The following is a 19,192-nucleotide window of genomic DNA, read 5'->3' on the forward strand; positions in this document are numbered from 1 at the left end:
CCAACTGATTACTATAAAACCTTCGCTACCTGCTCATTCACCCATTCCAAAAAGCGTTCGTCTTCTTCAGTAAAAGGATCCGCGGTATTGGAGTCAATATCTATCTGCCCGATGTTTTTGCCATCTTTAAATAACGGTATCACGATTTCTGATTTGACAGTGATACTGCAGGCAATGTAGTTGTCCTGTGCTTGTACATCAGGCACCACAAAGTTGTTGTTGGAAACAGCGACCTGACCGCAAATGCCTTTTCCAAACGGAATCACGGTGTGGTCTGTAGGCTCCCCGGCAAAAGCTTTTAAATGAAGGGTTTTCTCAGCTTCATTGGCAAAATAAAAGCCCACCCAGTCATAATAGGAAATATTTTTCTGCAAAAGCTCACAAACGTTAGTGAGTTTTTCATCAGGAGAGGCGTTATCAAAACTTAGTATTTTTGAAACTTCGGGCTTTAATTGGTTAAATGTCATAATAAAAAATGTTTTGGCAAAAGTATTTATTTTCAGTTAACGAAAATACAACCTCACTTCTATATTTTTGTTAAATAAAACGTCAACACCTGAAAAGGTTGTGAGTGAAATTATTTGCAGGGATATGAAATCCAGAAGATTAATTTGTAAAAAACAAGCCGATTATAAAAGTTAAAGAGTTTCATATATTTTTCTTTTGACTAAATTCAGAAAAGGCTACATTTAACATCAAAAAATAACAGACCATGCTTTGTATAAAACATATCGGTACAGATCCTTATTTCAACATTGCAACCGATGAGTATATTTTTAAACACATCGAGGAAGATTGCTTTATGTTGTGGCGCAATGACAATGCCATTATTGTGGGAAAACACCAAAACACCTTGGCCGAAATCAACCTCGATTATGTGAGGGAAAAAGAAATCAGGGTGGTGCGTCGTTTATCCGGAGGGGGTGCCGTTTATCACGATTTAGGGAATTTAAACTTTACATTTACCCGCACCAGTGACAATGAAGATATGGTGGATTTTAGAAGATATACCAAGCCTATTTTAGAAGTGCTTCAAGGCTTGGAAATAGATGCAAAATTTGAAGGCCGCAACGACCTGATGATTGAAGGGAAAAAGTTTTCAGGCAATGCAGAGCATGTGTTTAAAAACAAGGTGATGCACCACGGCACTTTATTGTTTTCTTCAGAGATGAAAGATGTCTCGGGAGCTTTAAAGGTCAATCCGTTAAAATACAAAGGGCGTGGAACAAAATCAATTCCCAAGCGGGTGACAAATATAAGTGAACACCTCAAAGAACCGCTTTCGCTGGAAGCTTTTACAGACAGGATTATGAATCACATACTTGAGACTTTTCCGGGGGCAAAATCATATGAATTCACTCAAGAAGACCTGAAAGCAATTCAAAAAATCAGAGATGAAAAATACGCCACCTGGGAATGGAATTTTGGCCGCTCACCCGAATATAATTTCCAACAGGGAATGCGCACCGAAGGCGGGGTAATTGAAGTGCATCTCGACGTGGAAAAAGGAATCATCAAAAAAGCACAAATCACCGGCGATTTCTTTCATATAAAAGACATTACTCCCATAGAAGAAGCACTCGTGAACTTGCCACATGATGAACAGGCAATTAAAAAAGCATTGAGCCAATTTAAAATGAAACAGTATTTTAAAGACATCACCGCAGAGGAGTTGTTGAGCATCATGTTTTGACGTGAAATTGCTTATTTTGGTAATCACTAAATCCGGTTTATTGAAAGAATTATTCCTAAAATACAAATCCGTAATCCGCTTTCTCGTTCTCTTTTTGGGGACTTATGTGGTATTAAGCCTCCTCTACAACGCCTATTTACATTTCGGAAAATCTGAAACCTGGTATCCAGACCCGGTTACCCATTTAGTAGCCAAACAAACCTCTATCATAACCACAAGTGTGGGGTATAAAGCTGAAATTATTCCGCATGAAAACGAGGCATCAATGAAGTTATTAATTAATGATCGTTACCTGGCCCGCATTGTGGAAGGCTGCAATGCCTTGAGTGTCATGGCGCTGTTTGCTGCATTTATCGTGGCTTTCCATCAAAAGTGGAAACCCACCCTGCTTTATATTTTTGTGGGAGCGGTATTAATTTATTGTGCCAACCTCTTTCGCATTGTGCTCTTGGCCATTGCCTTGTATGAATATCCGCAGTATGAGAAAATTTTACACGGTGTAGTTTTTCCCGCCATTATTTATGGAATGGTGTTCCTGCTATGGGTGCTTTGGGTGAGAAGAATTCCTGCAAAAATAGTTGAGGATGAAAAAACCGTTTAAAATAGCATTACTACTGGTCTTATTCGGACTCCTCGTGCTGGTCCGCCTGTTTGAAGCGGACTTGTTTTATGACCCCTTGCTATCCTTTTTTAAACAGGATTACCTAAACCAAAAAGTACCCGATGTGGAATTCGGAAAATTACTTTTACATACATCCTATCGCTTCCTGATCAACACTGCCATTTCATTATTGATACTCTGGGTGGCTTTCCGGGACCGAGATGTAATTAAGTTTTCAATGATATTGTATGTGTTGGCTTTTATCATCCTACTTCCCTGGATGGCCTGGCTCGTTGCCAACGCCACTCCTGAAAGCAATTACAACATACTCTTTTATGTGAGACGCTTTTTGATTCAACCACTGTTTGTCTTGCTGTTACTGCCGGCTTTTTATTATCATAAACAGAAAATCAAATAGTTAAGCTTTTTCTAAAAAATACGACGTATTGAAAAATTACTTATCTTTGCGTGTTATGAAACCCGTTTTTCAGAAAATAGTAAGTCCGCTTATGGCGCTTTTGGTGCTGTTTTCCACCATGTCTTTTACGGTGGATATGCATTACTGTGGCGGCCATTTGGTCGATAAAGCCATCTTTTCTGAAGTCAAAAAATGCGGGATGGTTACTGAGCGGAGTCGAAGTATGGAAATGGAATCCAAAACTGCTGAAAACAATGTTAAAAAATCAAGTTGCTGTGAAGACATTTCCGTGACCGTAGAAGGCCAGGAAGAGTTGAAAATTTCTTTTGATAAACACGAACTGCAAACACTGCAGTTTGCTTTATTGTTTAGTTATTCTTACGCAAGCCTTTTTGAACCGCTTTCAGAAAAGCACATTCCCTTTGATCAGTATTCCCCGCCCCGGCTCACTTTAGACCGGTATATCCTCAACGAAACATTCTTAATCTGATTTTAAATTTTAGTTTGACTTCTTCCCGAAGCATATTGTAGGGTTTTTTAAAATCCCCTGCGGTTAACAATTACTAAAATTCAAAATCATTTTTTATGTTTTCAAAACTCATAAAATACTTTTTACACAACAGGCTGGTTACAGTCATCTTGCTGCTGTTCTTTATAGGATGGGGGATGGTAACGGCCCCTTTTGACTGGGATACAGGCTTTCTTCCCAGCGACCCCGTTGCAGTAGATGCCATTCCTGATATTGGCGAAAATCAGCAAATCGTTTTTACAGAATGGCCCGGAAGATCCCCTCAGGATATTGAAGACCAGATTACCTATCCGCTTACGTCTTCCTTGTTGGGAATCTCAGGAGTAAAGTCCATTCGTAGTACATCTATGTTCGGCTTCTCCAGTATCTACATCATCTTTGAAGAAGGGGTGGAGTTTTACTGGTCGCGCAGCCGTGTGCTGGAAAAGCTGAGTTCGCTGCCTGCCGGTTTGTTGCCCGATGACGCTCAACCCACGTTGGGCCCGGATGCAACCGCACTTGGTCAGGTGTTTTGGTACACCCTCGAAGGCCGCGACCGGGACGGCAATGTTACCGGTGGCTGGGACCTTCACGAAGTGCGTAAAGTGCAGGATTACTATGTGAAACTCGGTTTAAGCGCTGCCGAAGGTGTTTCGGAAGTGGCTTCCATTGGGGGTTTTGTACAGGAGTATCAAATAGACGTCAACCCTGATGCCCTCAAGGCCTACAACATTGGTATCGATAAAGTGATGATGGCGGTAAATAACTCAAACCGTGATGCAGGTGCCAAAACACTTGAAGTCAACAAGGTGGAATACCTGGTGCGGGGCTTGGGATATATCAAATCGATTGAAGATATAGAAAATACCGTGGTTACCGAAACCGATAACAAACCGGTTTTAATTAAAGACATAGGAACCGTTGCCCTGGGCCCGGCAGAACGTCGTGGTGTGCTCGATAAAGGAGGTGCTGAGGTTGTGGGTGGCGTGGTTGTAGCGCGTTACGGGTCCAATCCGTTGCAGGTGATTGAAAATACCAAGCAGAAAATAGCGGCCATGGCTTCAGGCATGCCTGAAAAAGTCCTGGCTGACGGCACGGTCAGTAAATTGACCGTTGTTCCATTCTATGACCGCACCCAGTTGATCAATGAAACCATTGCCACACTGGAACACGCCCTTTCTCACGAAATTCTCATCAGTATTATTGTAATCATCGTGCTGGTGCTCAACCTGCGGGCCTCGTTACTGATTTCAAGTTTGCTGCCCATAGCGGTTTTAATGACCTTTATCGTGATGCGCTATTTTGGGGTGGATGCCAATGTGGTGGCGCTTTCCGGTATAGCCATTGCCATTGGGGTGATGGTCGATGTGGGGATTGTTTTTGTTGAAAATACGGTCCGGCATCTCGAGTTTCCGGAAAATATGGGTGCACGGGGTAAAAAGTTACTCAACGTGATTTATAAAGCCACGATCGAAGTAGCACCGGCGGTAACAACCGCCCTGGCAACAACTGTCGTGAGTTTTCTGCCCGTGTTCTTTATGGAAAATGCAGAAGGAAAGCTTTTCAAACCACTGGCATTTACCAAAACTTTTGCACTGGTGGCATCCTTTATTGTGGGGATTGTCATTTTACCAATGCTTTCTTATTATGCGTTCAATTTTAAGATAAAAAAGGAAAAGTGGAAACAATTCTCCAACATCTTTTTGATTGTAATGGGTATTGTCTTGTGGTTGTATTTTAGCTTTTGGTTGCCTTTGGCATTGACAGCTATTGGAATCCTGAAAATTCTCGAAACCAAAAAACCGGAGCTTTTAGGAAAATATACTTCCCGCATTATATTGGGATTGATCCTGGCGGTCTCTGTTTTATTTTTAACCGAAGAATGGCTGCCCTTGGGATACCGTAATACACTGGTGACCAATTACATTTTTGTATTGGTGTTACTGGCGCTGATATTGGTGATTCTTTTCAGTGTGGTTAAGTTTTACCGCCATATACTCACCTGGTGCCTGGAAAACAAAGGCAAGTTTTTATTGTTGCCGCTCATCACAATCTTGTTTGGCGCAATGATCTGGTTTGGGTTCCCGAAACTGTTTGGCTTCGCTGCTTCAGGTTTTGATAAAGTGGGAGTTAACATCCGCACAACTACTGTCTGGTCAAGTATGACGCATACGTTCCCGGGAGTGGGTAAAGAGTTTATGCCTTCACTGGATGAAGGAAGCTTTTTACTGATGCCCACGGCCATGCCCCACGCCGGTATGGAAGCTACCAAAGAGATTCTTCAAAAACTTGATATGGCTGTTACTGCCATACCCGAAGTGGAAATCGCTGTGGGTAAACTGGGACGCATAGAAAGTGCCCTTGACCCGGCACCCATTTCGATGTTTGAAAATGTCATCAATTACAAACCGGAATATGCTTTAGATGTAAACGGAAAACCACAGACCTTTAAAACAGATAACGAGAAGCGGTTTGTTTTGAAATCGGGTGACACCCTTTCCAATGAAGAAGCCTTGAACAACGGATTTTCCACTTCTGATTTAATCGAAGATGAGGACGGGGCTTATTTCAGAAACTGGCGGGAACATATCAACAGCCCCGATGATATTTGGGACGAAATTGTCAATGCAACCCGCCTGCCCGGGGTGACCTCAGCACCTAAACTGCAACCTATAGAAACCCGTTTGGTGATGCTACAAACCGGAATGCGGGCACCCATGGGAATCAAAGTGTTCGGGCCCGACCTGCAAACCATTCAGGATTTTGGAACCCAACTGGAAACGCTGTTGAAAGAAGTCCCTTCGGTGAAAACAGAAGCTGTTTTTGCTGACAGGATTGTGGGCAAGCCCTATCTGGAGATAGACATCAACCGTCCGGCAATTGCCCGTTATGGCCTGAGTATTGAAGAAGTACAAACCACTATTGAAACGGCTGTAGGCGGTATGGAAATCACCACAACGGTGGAAGGAAGGGAGCGATTCCCCGTGCGGGTGCGGTATCCGAGGGAATTGCGCGATGACCCTGCAAGCGTCGAACGCATTTTAGTGCCCACAAAAAACGGCGCGCAAATCCCGCTGGGCGAACTGGCAGAAATCACCTATGTGCGCGGACCCCAAATGATCAAGAGTGAAGACACGTTCCTTGTGGGCTATGTGTTGTTTGACAAAAAAGAAGATTTTGCTGAAGTGAATGTGGTTGAAGATGCACAAAAACACATCGCTGATAAAATTGATTCCGGCGAACTGAAAGTGCCTTCCGGGGTGAGTTACACGTTTTCAGGAAATTATGAAAATCAGGTGCGGGCAGTAGAACGTTTGGCCATTGTGATTCCCATCAGTTTGATTATCATTTTCCTGTTGCTGTACTTCCAGTTCAAAACGGTGATTGCCTCATCCATTCACTTCTCGGGGGTATTTGTGGCTTTTGCAGGAGGGTTTATCATGATTTGGCTGTATGGACAAGGCTGGTTTATGGATTTTTCTCTGGCAGGTATGAATATGCGAGACCTCTTCCAAATGGGCACCATCAATTTGAGTGTCGCGGTATGGGTTGGGTTTATCGCTCTCTTTGGAATCGCTACCGATGATGGGGTATTGATGGGAACCTATATCCATCAGGTATTTGAAAAAAACAATCCGCAAACAGTCAAAGCCGTGCGCGATTCTGTGATGGAAGCCGGCCTGAAACGGGTGCGGCCGGCGATGATGACCACAGCCGTGACCATTATTGCACTCATACCGGTATTGACATCCACAGGAAAAGGTTCAGACATTATGGTACCCATGGCCATTCCCATTGTGGGAGGTATGGTTATCCAGATCATGACCATTTTTGTGGTGCCGGTGTTACAGGCCTACTGGAGGGAGACTGTTGTTAAAAATAACGAAACCATTGAATAACATGAAAACAATGTATAGATATATAATTTTAGGATTGTTGGTGCTTGGTATCGCAAATCAGGGGGTGCATTCACAATCCCTGGACGATTACTTAAAAGAAGCTGCAGAAAACAATCCGGAGCTGAAAGCAGATTATGCCGGCTTTGAAGCAGCTTTGCAAAAAGCCCCTCAGGTAGCGAGTCTGCCCGACCCTACCTTAACCGTAAGTGCTTTTGGTCGTATGATTGAAACCCGCCTGGGAGCACAGGAAGCGCGCTTTTCATTGACGCAGATGTTTCCGTGGTTCGGTACGCTGAAAGCGCAGGAAGATGCTGCTACAGCTGCTGCACAGGCCCGTTTTCATCAGTATATCAATCAGCGCAGCCTGTTGTTTGTCGATGTCAAAACCCGCTATGCCGAATTGTATGTGCTGGAAAAAACCATTGCACTCAAAGAAGAAAACCTGAACATACTCGACAGCTACCGCGAACTCGCCTTAAGTGGTTTCAGAAGTGGGAATGCCCCTATGGTGAATGTGGTAAAAGTAGATATGGAACGCGAAGCGGCAATCACAGAAATTGAGTTGTTGAAAGATAGAAAGAAGCCGCTGGAAGTTCAATTCAACCTGCTTTTAAACCGGGAGAAGGAATTGCCGGTAGTGATATCTGACTCACTAAAGTTGGAACAGAATCTCGCTTCAATGAAGGAACCGGAAAATGACATACCCTTTGAAGAACATCCCACCTTGGTAGCTTTGGACAGTGAAAAGACCGCTTTAAACAGCCGCATTACCGCAATTGAAAAGGACGGATTGCCAAAGTTTGGGCTCGGAGTCGATTATTCCATTATTTCCAAACGCACGGATGCCAATCCGGAAATGAACGGACAAGATGCCATTATGCCAATGGTTTCCGTGACACTACCCATTTTTCGAAAGAAATACAAAGCAGCAAAAAAGGAAGTGGAATTTATGCAAGTGGAAGTAGAAGCACGGCAAACGGCTCAAAGGAACAATTTGCAAAGCAGTTATGAAATGAATCTCTATGAAATGAATCAAACGGAAAAGCTTTTAAAACTCTATGAAGAACAACTGGAGCGCATTGATCAGGCCACGAGCTTGTATGTTTCCGGTTTTGCTAACAATACAGCCGACTTTGAAGAGGTTTTAAGGATGAACCAACAAAAAATATTATTACAAACCCAACAGTTTGAAGCCCTAAAAAATGGCTTTATCGCTCAGGCACAACTGGAATACGTACGTTCTAAAACAGAGTAATTATGGAAACAAGAAATAAAAATAGAATAAAAGCGATTGCGATACTGGTACTGGGATTACTCCTGGGTTGGTTGATTTTTGGCGGAAGCGGTCAAACCGAAAATGAGCATGCGCATGAAGATGTGTCAGAAGATACCATTTGGACCTGCTCCATGCACCCGCAAATCCAGCAACCGGAACCCGGTGATTGTCCGCTTTGCGGGATGGACCTTATTCCGTTGGAAGAGGATGAAGGGGGAGACCCTGCTGTATTTGTCATGAGTGAAAATGCGATGCGCCTGGCCAATGTGAGTACCATGATTGTCGGGAAAAGTGATGCAGTACGCGCCATCCGATTGAATGGAAAAGTGCAGGTAGATGAACGCAATTCTTACTCTCAAAGCACACACATTCCCGGGAGGATTGAACAACTGCGCATCAATTTTACGGGTGAAAAGGTTTCCCGCGGACAAACCCTGGCACAAATCTATTCGCCGGAAATGGTCACGGCTCAACAAGAATTGTTGCAGGCCTATGCCATCAGGACGTCACAACCCGAACTTTTTGAAGCGGCAAAAACGAAGTTGCGCAACTGGAAAATCAGCAATGCACAGATCGATCAAATTATTGCCAATCAAAAACCACTGGATCGCTTCTACATTCAGGCCGATGTAAGTGGGGTGGTTACCAAGAAGAATGTGGAGTTGGGCGATTATGTGGAGCGTGGGATGTCCCTGTATGAAATAGCCGATTTAAGTAAATTATGGGTGCTTTTTGATGTGTATGAAAGCCAAATGGCCTGGGTGAAAGAAGGAAGTGAGATTACGTTTACAGTCAATTCACTTCCCGGGGAAACCTTTGAAGGAACTATTTCTTTTGTAGATCCTTTGTTGAATGCACAAACCCGGGTAGCAACGGCACGCGTTGAGGTCAATAACAAAGAGGGCAAGTTAAAACCTGAAATGTTTGCTTCAGGAACGGTACAGGCAGCACCCGGACAAACGGTTGAAAACGAAATAGTCCTTCCCAAGTCGGCAATTTTATGGACCGGAAAACGTGCCATCGTGTATGTAAAAGAAGGTAAAGGATTTGCCTTGAGGGAAGTTAATTTGGGATCTGCCTTGGGCGAAAATTACATCGTAAAAAGTGGTTTGTCTGAAGGTGAAGAGGTAGTGGTCAACGGTGCGTTTACCATTGATGCGGCCGTGCAACTTTCAGGAAGGCCCAGTATGATGAGCCCCCAGGGAGGAAGTACAAATACCGGGCACAATCACGGGGAAACAATTTCAGAAAATGCCCTGGAACAAATTGAAAAAGTATCCCTTACTGACGAAGCCAAAAAAGCACTGCAACCCTTATTTAAAAACTATTTTTCCCTGAAAGAACATTTGGCCGAAGATGATTTTGAAAATGCCCGGGAATCAGGAAAAGAGCTTGAAGAAACTTTAGGGAACATTGACATGAAACAGTTTGAGGGGAAAGCCCATGATGTTTGGATGACTTTTGAAAAGCAAATGAAAACAGCGCTGGAACCGTTGAAAAAGGAGACAAATATTGAAGGATTGCGTTCCCATTTTCAAACGATTTCAGATGGGCTCATTCAGTTTATTGAAAAAACTGGGCCTTATGATGAGGTAATTTATGTGCAGCATTGCCCCATGGCAGACAATGACAAAGGAGCCGACTGGCTCAGCCTTTCAAAAGAGATTAAAAATCCGTATTTTGGAAGTATGATGTTGAAGTGTGGAGAAGTTATAGAAGTAATTAAATAAAAAATATGAAAAAGATAATAGCTTTAGTACTCACAGTTTTCATCATTTCTTGTCAGTCAAATAAAGAAAAAGACGAGCCTGTTGAAGAACACAACCACAGCGATGTAAAAACAGAAGTTGGTGCGTCCAAAAGTCCGCAAACCTCAACAATGGAAACAATAGGAGGAGCGCACATACATATTGATTACTCGTCTCCAAGAGTTAGAAATAGAATTATTTTTGGAGGACTATTGGCATATGATGAAGTTTGGCAAGCAGGAGCACACATGGCTACCTGGGTTGAAACTTCAAAAGATTTGACCATTTCAGGCCAGGTTTTATCCAAAGGGAAATATGGGTTTTTTATTATTCCAAGTCAGGGTGAATGGACAGTAATCTTTAATAAAAACTGGAATCAACACGGCAAAGATGATTATAACGAAAGTGAAGATGTCGTCAGATTTAAAGTAGCTCCTGAGTTTTCTGATGAAATTAAAGAAGAATTGGAGTACAAAATTCAGAAAACAGACAATTCAAAAGGTATATTTTCTCTGGAGTGGGAAAAAGTTAAAATAAGTTTTCCTTTTGTTGTAAATGAAACCAATAATTAAAAATCAGAAAATATGAAAAGTTATTTAAAATTTACACTGATGATGGCGACCTCCTTTGTGATTATGTATGCCGTAATGTTCTTAAATGCAGCCAGTATAGACCACGTGATGCTCAGCACCATGCGCACCTATATGACACTACTGATGATTGCACCCATGGCAGTGGTAATGCTGTTGTATATGTGGGGCATGTATAAAAATAAAAAGTTGAACGCACTAATTTTAGCGGTATCGATTGTGGGCTTTGGCGCTATATATTATATGATGCGGAACCAAACCGGGATTTCGGATGTACAGTATATGAAAGCGATGATTCCACACCATTCTTCGGCTATTTTGACAAGTGAAAATGCCCATTTACAAGATCCCGAAACCAAAAAACTGGCAGAAGACATCATTAAACTGCAAAAAGAAGAAATCGCCTTGATGAAAGAATATTTAAAGCGAATAAAAGAGAATAATAACTAAATTTGAATACAATTAATAACCCTTTAATTTTTAAAACCATGAAAAAAGTACTATTAAGTATCGCTGTTTTGGCAGCAATAGGAATGACATCCTGTAAAAACCAGACAGAAGAAAAAGAAGAGACAACAGAAATGACTGAAGAAGTCAAAGAAATAGCAATGTCTGAAACCACTTTCGGTGTCCGCGGTAACTGCAGTATGTGTAAAAGAACAATAGAAGAAGCAGCAAACAGTCTGGAAGGTGTCGCTACGGCAAGCTGGGATGTTGACAGAAAACAAATCCACGTCTCTTATGACAAGGAAGTTGTTGATGAGATGAAAATCCACAAGGCCATTGCCGCTTCGGGCTATGATACCGAACAGGTTGCCGGTGATGAAGAGGCCTACAAAACACTTCCTGAATGTTGTAAGTATGACCACGAAATGGAAATGAACCTCGCAGAACCTGCTGAAGGTGAAGAAGGGAATCACCACGAAATGGAATAATATCTTTAATAACCACCTGCAAACTTTGCAGGTGGTTTAATTTTATTGATTTTGCAAACTACCCTTCACATAAAAAACCTTGTTTGTGCACGCTGCATTATGACACTCCAAAACATTTTGCAACGGCTCGAAATCCCTTACGACAAAGTTTCCCTGGGAGAAGTTGTCTTGGAAAAGCCTTTAACAAAAAATCAGCAAAATGCCTTTCAGTCCGAAATCAAAAAAGTAGGCTTTGAACTTTTGGAAGATAAAAATGAACGGCTTGTTAACCGTATAAAATCCATCATTATTGCTGATATTTATGAAGGAGAAGGGTCTGGTAATCAAAATCTTTCTGTGATCCTCAGCAAGCAATTGCATATTGATTACAGTCACCTGAGTAATCTGTTCACAGCTATAGAAGGCAAAAGTATCAATACGTTTCAGCAGAACATCAAGATAGAACGTATTAAAGAACTGCTCGAATATGATGAATTAAGCATCACCCAAATAGCATATGATCTGGGGTTTGGTAACGCAGGGTACCTTTCCACAGCATTTAAAAAACACACCGGTATTACCCCATCTCAATACCGCAGGTTGCACCTCAAAAACCGGAAAGCCATTGATTCTGCTTAAAAATTCCTTAAAATCATAACTTCTTACCATTTTTTTATAAGTCTTTTCATTTCATAGTCCGTAACTTTGATGTAAATCTTTAAAAATCAAAATTATGCAAAATGAAAAGTTAATACATGCGTTGGGAAATTGCATCAATCACTGTAATTATTGCGCAGATGCCTGCCTCGATGATGACAATGTAAAAATGATGGTAAACTGTATTCGAACAGACCGTGTTTGTGCAGAAGTCTGTGCAGCACTCAACCAGATTCTCGCTACAGGATTTAAAGATGTGGACGGCCTTGTGCAATACTGTATCAAAGTATGCAACGCCTGTGCAGATGAATGTGAACAACACGATCATCCACACTGCCAGGAATGCGCAAAAGCTTGTAGAAATTGTGCACAAGCCTGTGAAGAATACCTGGCTTAATATCAGTCAACTAATTTTAATGTGAGTTCGAAGTATTTGTCCGTGAAAAACCGCTCAATCCGTGTCATCTGCGTGCTATCCTATACTTATAAATAAAAACAGCACGCTGATAACACTGATTTGACGAATAAACGCTGATTTATCAGTGATCTCTTTTCTGTTTTCCAAATCACGTCTTACGTCCTAAGTCTTGCAGTCCTATGTCTTTATACTTAATACTGTTTAAAAATCTCTTTTCTGGAGGTCTAGGCAGATACGTGCTGTCCCATCCCCATCCACAAAAAATCAAAAGTCTTTGCCATAAAAATAGAATCCCTTCTGTTAAATTGGCCGTACTTTTGTTAAACTAAAAGTAGCATGTAATGAAACATACCTATACAATCAATGGAATGACCTGCAACGGCTGTCGTTCCCACGTAGAAAAAACACTGAACGAACTGGATGGAGTGACCCAAGCCTCTGTGAACCTTGAAACTGCAGAAGCAGTCATTGAAATGGAATCCCATATAGAGCTGGATACCTTTCAAAATGCCCTGAAAGAAGCCGGAGGAAACTACACCATACATATGCCGGGAACCCAAACAACAACAAAAGGCAACGTTATGAAACACACCTATCCCATCACCGGAATGACCTGCAACGGCTGCCGTTCTCATGTGGAAAAAACACTTTCTGAAGTAGACGGCGTTAACCACGCTACTGTTGACTTGGAAAAGGCCGAGGCCACCATTGAAATGGACTCACACATCCCCATTGAAACGTTTCAAAAAGCCCTCAAGGATGGAGGCGGGAATTACCAAATCCACAAACCCGGGGCCGATAAGCATCAACAAGATAACCAAAAGCAAGAAAAAGAAACCCCAAAGGGAAAAGGTACGGGCACCTTTTACTGCCCCATGCATTGCGAAGGGGACAAAACCTATAACGAACCCGGCGATTGCCCCGTATGCGGGATGGACCTTGTTGAGGAAATGCAAATGCCATCCGGCGGAACGCAATATACCTGCCCCATGCACCCCGAAGTGGTGAAAGACGAACCCGGAAATTGTCCCATTTGCGGGATGGAGTTGGTGCCCAAAGAAGCCGACCTCTCCGCAGAAAAAAAGACCTATAACAAACTGCTCAAAAAGTTTAAAATAGCGGTGGTTTTTACCCTGCCCATTTTTATCATTGCCATGTCTGAAATGCTACCGGGCAATCCTTTGTATGACTGGATGGAGATGAAATACTGGAACTGGGTGCAACTGGCACTTTCCATTCCCGTGGTATTTTACGCCACCTGGATGTTTTTTGAACGTGGCTGGCGTTCCATCGTTACCTGGAACCTCAATATGTTTACCCTCATTGCCATTGGTGCAGGGGTGGCCTGGTTGTTCAGTGTGGTGGGCTTGCTGTTACCCGATATATTTCCCGATCAATTTAAAACCCATATGGGAACCGTGCATGTGTATTTTGAAGCCGCCACTGTTATTCTCACACTAGTATTGCTGGGGCAGTTACTGGAAGCAAGGGCGCACAGCAAAACCAATTCGGCCATCAAGGAACTGTTGAAATTGGCACCCAATAAAGCCATTCGCATTGTGGATGGTGAGGAAGAAGAAATTCCCACAGATAAGATCCAAAAAGGAGATGAGCTACGCGTAAAACCGGGCGATAAGGTGCCGGTGGACGGAACCATCAAAAGCGGTTACAGCAGTCTGGACGAATCCATGATTACCGGAGAGCCTATTCCTGTGGATAAAAAAGAAGGCGATCCTGTGAGCTCGGGAACCATCAACGGCAACCGCAGTTTCACCATGACCGCTGAAAAAGTGGGCAACGAAACCTTGCTGGCTCAAATCATCAAAATGGTCAATGAAGCCAGTCGTTCGCAAGCACCCATTCAAAAACTGGCTGATAAAATATCCGGGGTTTTTGTGCCCATTGTAGTGCTCATTTCTATACTCACTTTTATCGTTTGGGCCATCTACGGCCCGGAACCCAGCTATGCCTATGCGTTGATCAATGCCATCGCCGTTCTCATCATTGCCTGCCCTTGTGCATTGGGACTGGCAACACCCATGTCCGTGATGGTAGGCGTAGGGAAAGGGGCACAAAACGGAGTGCTCATTAAAAATGCGCAGGCACTGGAACAAATGGACAAGATTGATGCCTTGATTATTGATAAAACCGGGACGATTACTGAAGGAAAGCCCTCGGTGGAAAAATCGGTTTCGGTATCAGACTCTTTTTCAGAGGATGAGGTGCTGCAATTCATAGCTTCGGTGAATGCTAACAGTGAGCATCCTTTGGCTGAAGCAACGGTAGCTTTCGCGAAAGAAAAGAAGCTGGAAGTCACCAAGTCAAGCGATTTTGATTCCGTCACAGGAAAAGGAGTCACCGGCGAAGTCAACGGAAAGCAAATTGCTGTGGGGAATGACAAACTGATGGACCAAGTAAAAGCCAACATAACCCCCGAAGTAAAAAAACAAGTAGAAGCCGAGCAGCAACAAGGAAAAACGGTCTCCTATCTGGCGGTGGAAAATCAGGTAGCGGGCTATATCACCATTACCGACCCCATCAAAAAAACCAGCCGCCAAGCCATTCAGGAATTGATGGATGCAGGGGTCGAAGTATTTATGCTAACGGGTGACAATGAAAACACCGCAGCCGCCGTTGCAGGCGAGTTACACCTTTCAGGCTTTAAAGCCGGGATGCTGCCCGAAGACAAGTTGAACGAAGTAAAACGCCTTCAAAGTGAAGGCAAAAAAGTAGCTATGGCCGGTGACGGCATCAATGATGCACCCGCATTGGCACAAGCAGATATTGGGATTGCCATGGGCACGGGAACCGATGTGGCTATAGAAAGTGCAAAAATTACTTTGGTAAAGGGAGACCTTCAGGGCGTTGTTAAAGCCAAAATGCTAAGCAAAAAAGTAATGCGCAACATCAAGCAAAATTTGTTTTTTGCATTAATTTACAACACGTTGGGTGTTCCCATCGCTGCAGGGGTCTTATTCCCCTTCTTTGGCATCCTGCTTTCCCCAATGATCGCAGCCCTGGCCATGAGTTTTAGCTCGGTTTCGGTCATTGCCAATGCCCTGAGGCTGAAGCGGGCCCGCATCGGTTAACCCATATCCCCGCGACATTGTCCTCCGAAACAAGCGATAGCAGCAGTGGAGGGGGAAGGTGGAAAATCGAAGATTCAACGTAGCTAATCTCGTCAAACCAAAGCGAACCCCCTTTTTTTTATCATCCCGATCCGCCTGAAACAGATCGTGATGCCGGTGTAAAAGTTTATAGTTCATGGCGGAGCGCTTTGACAGGCTTTCTCAATTTTGTTAAGGTGGCAGCGGCTTTGTAGTTCAGGGATTAAGGGTTTTGTTGTGGGCTTCAGAGGGTGCCCCGAGCTTGACACAAGAGCGGGGGTAAAGCGGTCGATATCCGTTCAAGCCTCTCATCTAAATACCAACAGTATGGATACAGCATAGATGAAGGGAGGATGCTGTATGGTTAAAGCGTCCATATTTCGTCCTTCCTTCGAGTTTCTTTCAAGAAAAGTCCCTGTATACGGGCTAAACTCCAAAGAAACTCGAAGGATGGACGTCTTAGCATAGCTTCATCCCTTGCTATGACTGCAATAAAAGTAGCATTGTTTATGGAAATACTAAATGAATTCCCTATGTTTGAGTAGTATAACCTTGTTTTCTTGCTTTTTTTGGCTGAAAACATTTTAAAAAACCTTCTTTAATCAAATTTTCGTAAATTTGACATATCTATGCAAAAAACCATCTCCATAGCACTGTCACTCTTGCTCCTGCTAAGCACCACAGGCCTGACCTATGGGCAGCACTTTTGTGAAGGGGTATTGGTCGACAAATCATTTGCCATTGGCTTTGAAATCATGAGCTGCGATGAAGTGGAGGCGGATGATTCGTGTGAAAACAACCCGGCGGAAGACGATTGCTGCGCTGATACCTACTTTCAGATCCAAACCGATAAAGAGTTTTCCGGAAAGAGCTCCTATGCTTCTTTGGAGATCCCTTCATTTGTTACTTCTGATGCGAACTTTTTAGTAGAAGTTGATATCTTTTCAAAAGAACAACGTTTGTTTGCATATTATACACCCCCTGAAAGGCCTTTTGACCTGCACGCACTTTTTCAAACCTATTTGATTTAGACGATTCTAAAAAAAATCGAAACATGTTCGCCCCGGGCGACTTTATTTTCATGTAATTTTTTAGAATATGTACTATAAACACCTTTGGCTATTAGCACTCTGTCTGGGCCTGCAAACCTTACAAGCACAAGAAAAACTGTCCGGAATCCTATTTGAAGGTTCCGAACCGGATAAAAACGTTCCGCTCTCGGGAGCCAATATCTATTGGGAGGGGACAGAAACCGGAACCATCACCGACTTTAACGGAGCGTTTGAACTGCCTTACAAAAAAGAATACAGCAAACTGATTGTGAGCTATGTGGGCTATAAAACAGATACCTTATCTGTGACAGGACCGGGTTTTATTAAGCATTGGCTAGTGCCGGAAGGCACGCTGGACGAAGTGGTCATCCAAAACCGGAAACAAACCAGCTTTCGTTCTTATTTACAGGCGCAGAACGTCACCAATGTAAGTAGTGCAGAATTACTCAAAGCAGCCTGTTGTAACCTGGCAGAAAGTTTTGAAACCAATCCGTCCATCGATGTGAATTTTCCCGATGCCCTTACAGGAAACCGGCAGATTAAAATGCTGGGGTTAACCAGTCCCTACACGCTGATTGCCATAGAAAATATTCCCTCCATTCGTGGGGCGTCACAGGCGTATGGCCTAAGCTTTATTCCCGGTACCTGGGTGGAAAGCATACAGATATCAAAAGGAGCGGGCAGTGTGATTAACGGTTATGAAAGCATTGCCGGGCAAATCAATGCCGAATTGCAAAAGCCATTAACCGATGAACGTTTCTTCCTGAATGCCTATGCCGGTGCTGATGGGCGTCTGGAACTCAACAACCACTTAAACTTTAAACTCAATAAAAACTGGTCTACAGGTTTGTACCTGCACGGTAACCTGCGGGACACCAAAAACGATATGAATGACGACGGCTTTCTGGACAACCCCTTGCAAGAACAATTAAATGTGATGAACCGCTGGCAATATACCGATGAAGAAAAGGGGTGGGTGGGTTTTTTGAACCTTCGTTTTTTGACAGACAGCAAGCAAACCGGGGAAGTGGGGTTTAACCCTGAAAACGATAAGCTAACCACCAATGCCTGGGGTGCCGAAATAGAAACCACCCGGGCCGAGGCTGTGTTGAAACTGGGCTATGTATTCCCGGAAATACCCTATCAGTCTTTCGGGTTTCAGGGGGCATACAGTCATCATGAGCAAGATTCCTACTTTGGCATGAATGTGTATGATATTCAGCACGAAAGTTTCTATTCCAATTTGAATTTCAACTCGATTATTGGCGATTCCCGGCATAATTTTAAAACAGGCCTGAGTTTTACTTATGATCGCTATGATGAAAGCGTCCTGACGGATACCTATTTGCGTACAGAAAATTCAGTAGGAGCCTTTTTTGAGTATGCCTATGACAACCTCAGTGATGTATTGCTCACCGCGGGCGTTCGCGTGGACCATCATAATTTAATAGGGACATTTGTAACACCACGCTTTCATATGCGCTATACACCCTGGGAAAAATCTTCTCTAAAGGCTTCTTTTGGTCGTGGCGTGAGGGCACCCAGTATTTTTGCTGAAAACCAACAGCTTTTTGGTTCGTCGAGGTCGATTTCCATTTTGAATAGCGGCGGTGATTTTTATGGATTGGACGCCGAAGACGCCTGGAATTACGGTGTTTCCTTTATGCAGGGATTCCGTCTTTTTAACAGGGATGCTGATATAGTCTTTGACTTTTACCGAACCGATTTCCGCAATCAGGTAGTCGTGGATTGGGAAGACCCCCGGCAAGTGCGTTTTTACAACCTGGAAGGCAGCAGTTATGCCAACAGTTTTCAGACCGAAGTGAATGTTAGCCCTGCAGAAAGGCTCGATGTCAGGCTATCATACCGTCTCTTTGATGTACAAACCGATTATTTGGAAGGAAAACTCCAAAAACCACTCACACCAAAACATCGTTTTTTTGCAAATATTGCTTATGAGACAGGGTTGACAGAAAAAGGGGCACAGTGGAAATTTGATGCCACATACAATTGGCTGAGTGAACAGCGTTTTCCAAATACGCTATCAAACCCTGAAGCATATCGATTGAATGAAATGACATCAGATTTAAACACCTTGAATGTACAAATCACCCGTGTGTTTAGCCCAAAATTTGAAATCTATGCAGGCGGTGAAAACATCACCAATGTGCGACAATCCAATCCCATTGTTGCGGCCGATGATCCTTTTGGGGAATATTTTGATACGACTTTTGTGTATGGCCCCATTTTTGGGAGTATGTATTATGCCGGATTGCGATGGAAATTATAAATTTATAACCTTAAAACAATT

General features: G+C 43.1%; 16 protein-coding genes. 15 read left to right on the forward strand and 1 reads right to left on the reverse strand.

All coding sequences use genetic code 11. The features are described 5' to 3' along the window. Positions 1 to 11: 11 nt before the first annotated feature. Positions 12 to 467 carry an XrtF-associated fRMsr-like GAF protein gene (locus IEV69_RS03865; RefSeq protein WP_188439663.1) on the reverse strand — a complete coding sequence of 152 codons (456 nt, stop codon included), beginning with the start codon at positions 465 to 467 and terminating at the stop codon, positions 12 to 14. 245 nt (positions 468 to 712) lie between these two features. On the opposite strand from IEV69_RS03865, the gene lplA reads away from it, so the two are divergent. The 15 genes from lplA (at position 713) to IEV69_RS03940 (ending at position 19,171) form a co-directional block, all read left to right on the forward strand. Then, positions 713 to 1,693 (forward strand): lipoate--protein ligase, encoded by a 981-nt coding sequence (lplA, locus tag IEV69_RS03870; RefSeq protein WP_188439665.1) that lies wholly within the window; start codon positions 713 to 715, stop codon positions 1,691 to 1,693. A gap of 40 nt (positions 1,694 to 1,733) precedes the next feature. Continuing rightward, positions 1,734 to 2,294, forward strand: a complete 561-nt coding sequence (xrtF, locus tag IEV69_RS03875; protein ID WP_188439667.1) for an exosortase family protein XrtF — start codon at positions 1,734 to 1,736, stop codon at positions 2,292 to 2,294. Then, positions 2,278 to 2,712: an exosortase F system-associated membrane protein gene (locus IEV69_RS03880; RefSeq protein ID WP_188439669.1), complete on the forward strand. Its 435-nt coding sequence runs from the start codon at positions 2,278 to 2,280 to the stop codon at positions 2,710 to 2,712. Before xrtF ends, IEV69_RS03880 begins: the two co-directional genes overlap by 17 nt. A 28-nt stretch (positions 2,713 to 2,740) precedes the next feature. Next, positions 2,741 to 3,202: an HYC_CC_PP family protein gene (locus IEV69_RS03885; RefSeq protein WP_229741312.1), complete on the forward strand. Its 462-nt coding sequence runs from the start codon at positions 2,741 to 2,743 to the stop codon at positions 3,200 to 3,202. Positions 3,203 to 3,297: 95 nt separating this feature from the next. Next, a complete protein-coding gene (locus tag IEV69_RS03890; protein WP_188439671.1) occupies positions 3,298 to 7,119 on the forward strand; it encodes an efflux RND transporter permease subunit in 3,822 nt (1,273 codons plus the stop codon). Position 7,120: 1 nt separating this feature from the next. After that, positions 7,121 to 8,374, forward strand: a complete 1,254-nt coding sequence (locus tag IEV69_RS03895; protein ID WP_188439673.1) for a TolC family protein — start codon at positions 7,121 to 7,123, stop codon at positions 8,372 to 8,374. Positions 8,375 to 8,376: 2 nt separating this feature from the next. Further along, complete coding sequence (locus IEV69_RS03900) at positions 8,377 to 10,125, forward strand: efflux RND transporter periplasmic adaptor subunit (protein WP_188439676.1); 1,749 nt, start codon at positions 8,377 to 8,379, stop codon at positions 10,123 to 10,125. A 5-nt stretch (positions 10,126 to 10,130) separates the two neighbouring features. After that, entirely contained in the window at positions 10,131 to 10,715 is a 585-nt protein-coding gene (locus IEV69_RS03905) for a DUF2911 domain-containing protein (protein WP_188439678.1), read from the forward strand. A gap of 12 nt (positions 10,716 to 10,727) precedes the next feature. Then, the gene (locus IEV69_RS03910) at positions 10,728 to 11,183 is read left to right on the forward strand and encodes a DUF305 domain-containing protein (protein WP_188439680.1); all 456 of its coding nucleotides are present in this window, start codon (positions 10,728 to 10,730) and stop codon (positions 11,181 to 11,183) included. A gap of 38 nt (positions 11,184 to 11,221) precedes the next feature. Next, positions 11,222 to 11,668, forward strand: a complete 447-nt coding sequence (locus tag IEV69_RS03915) for a heavy-metal-associated domain-containing protein (protein WP_188439683.1) — start codon at positions 11,222 to 11,224, stop codon at positions 11,666 to 11,668. A gap of 99 nt (positions 11,669 to 11,767) precedes the next feature. Continuing rightward, a complete protein-coding gene (locus IEV69_RS03920) occupies positions 11,768 to 12,286 on the forward strand; it encodes a helix-turn-helix domain-containing protein (RefSeq protein ID WP_188439685.1) in 519 nt (172 codons plus the stop codon). 94 nt (positions 12,287 to 12,380) lie between these two features. Continuing rightward, positions 12,381 to 12,701: a four-helix bundle copper-binding protein gene (locus IEV69_RS03925; protein WP_188439687.1), complete on the forward strand. Its 321-nt coding sequence runs from the start codon at positions 12,381 to 12,383 to the stop codon at positions 12,699 to 12,701. Positions 12,702 to 13,063: 362 nt separating this feature from the next. Beyond that, the gene (locus tag IEV69_RS03930) at positions 13,064 to 15,811 is read left to right on the forward strand and encodes a heavy metal translocating P-type ATPase (protein ID WP_188439689.1); all 2,748 of its coding nucleotides are present in this window, start codon (positions 13,064 to 13,066) and stop codon (positions 15,809 to 15,811) included. A 647-nt stretch (positions 15,812 to 16,458) separates the two neighbouring features. Continuing rightward, complete coding sequence (locus tag IEV69_RS03935) at positions 16,459 to 16,860, forward strand: HYC_CC_PP family protein (RefSeq protein ID WP_188439691.1); 402 nt, start codon at positions 16,459 to 16,461, stop codon at positions 16,858 to 16,860. Between the two features lie 67 nt (positions 16,861 to 16,927). Then, a complete protein-coding gene (locus IEV69_RS03940; RefSeq protein ID WP_188439693.1) occupies positions 16,928 to 19,171 on the forward strand; it encodes a TonB-dependent receptor in 2,244 nt (747 codons plus the stop codon). Positions 19,172 to 19,192 lie beyond the last annotated feature (21 nt).

It is taken from the genome of Planktosalinus lacus (assembly GCF_014640155.1).
GTDB classification, from domain to species: Bacteria; Bacteroidota; Bacteroidia; order Flavobacteriales; family Flavobacteriaceae; genus Planktosalinus; species Planktosalinus lacus.